The 1480-nt window shown below is 65.9% G+C and carries 1 protein-coding gene; it reads right to left on the bottom strand.

Annotation, left to right across the window (positions count from 1 at the left end; all coding sequences use genetic code 11):
* Positions 1-138 precede the first annotated feature (138 nt).
* On the bottom strand, positions 139-1350 hold the full coding sequence (locus AWQ68_RS00040) for a trypsin-like serine peptidase (RefSeq protein WP_066932612.1): 1212 nt from the start codon (positions 1348-1350) through the stop codon (positions 139-141).
* Between the last annotated feature and the right edge of the window lie 130 nt (positions 1351-1480).

Raw genomic sequence — 1480 nt, 5'->3', positions numbered from 1 at the left:
TGCGACCCTAGGCGAGCTGTCGTACAACTACTGGGATTGACCCGAGAGCATCGAGGAAAACCGGCCGAGTGAATATTGGAGGCCACCAGTAAACCCTCTCGCCTCTATCAGCGAAAACTCTTACACATACCCGTGCATTCAACCGGTGATCGAGCCGGACACCTGGTCGGCCGCCTGCTTGTAGATGTCGTACAGCTCGCCATCGAAGTACGGCGACAGGCTGGTGTCGATCCTCTCGTCGTCGTCGGTGTCCGACACCGCGACGGTCAGGCCGTTCAGGTAGCCCGTGCGGGTGAGGTGGCTGTATCCAGCCAGCCAGGCCGAGCCGGAGGCGCCCCCACCGGTGAAGGGACACGGGACGGCGAACAGTCTCGCGGCCTGGAGGTCCAACGACCAGGCTGCGGAGGTCGCGCCATAGCACCACTTCTCGGTGTCGCCGGTGACGGCGTCGCCGTCCGTGTCAGCCCACCCGCTCGGGTAACCGACCACGAGCACAGGCTTGCCGGGCTGCTGGTTGTAGGCCAGGCCCTGGCCGCCGACGTTGTCACCGAGGCGGCCGGCGTCGGCGAACTTCCACACGAAGTACTCGCCGCTGGGATCCGCCTTCGTGAACTGGTCGGCCACAAACGAGTAAGTGCCGTAGCTGCTGTACTCGTCGTACTCGTCCTTGGAGACCTGCGTCCACTCGCCGGGCACGGCCCCGCCTTCGGGCGGCGCCTGCAGGCCGTTGTAGACGGTGACGAAGGCGTAGTCGTAGTCGAACTCCTTGTACACGTCGAATTTGTCGTGCGTGAACGCCTGACTGCCCACGTAGAGGCCCCACGGCAGCTTGCCCTTGTAGTTACCGGGCACGAAGACCCAGTAATTCAGTGCGGCCGCGTTGGACTTGGTGTCGTACACGCAGTGGCCGGCCGTGGCGACCAGGTTGCGGTACTTGGACTGGAGCGAGGTGGCGCTGCACCAGTGCGGTTTGCCATCGGTGCCGAGGAAGAACACCTTGCCGGTGGTCTTCGGCAGGTTGACGTTCTCGTTGTCGGAGCTTCCGCCGGGCTTGCCGCCGATCGGCTCAACCACGCCGGGCTCGCCGTCGGCGCCAGGCGCGCCGACGGCGAACCTGCCCTTGGACACGTGCCTGGCCTGCGGCTCGACGTCGTAGGGCGTCGCGGCGAGAAGGTTCGCCTGGTTGTTGGCGTACCAGAAGGTGGCAACGTTCCAGGCCGCGACGCCGCTGCCGGCCAGAGTGGCGGCGGCCGGCTCCGGCGCGGCCGAGGCGGCGGGGGCAACGAGTGTGGAGCCAAGAAGGCCCGCGGCGGCAACCGGGAGGACCAGATGCTTGGCGCGGATGTGCATGGGGCTCCTTCCATCAGAGGGGCTGGGAAGAAGTTAGGAATCCGTGCTTTCACCCCGCTTACAGCACACTTGCCGCGTTCAGCCGCAATAGGTAGGCCTTACGGCCGTCGGCTCACAGGCGATCGGGGCC

It is taken from the genome of Microtetraspora fusca (genome assembly GCF_001570365.1).
Lineage (GTDB): Bacteria > Actinomycetota > Actinomycetes > Streptosporangiales > Streptosporangiaceae > Microtetraspora > Microtetraspora fusca.
Note: the sequence above shows the minus strand (reverse complement) of the source record. Positions and strands in the feature narration are given on the sequence as shown.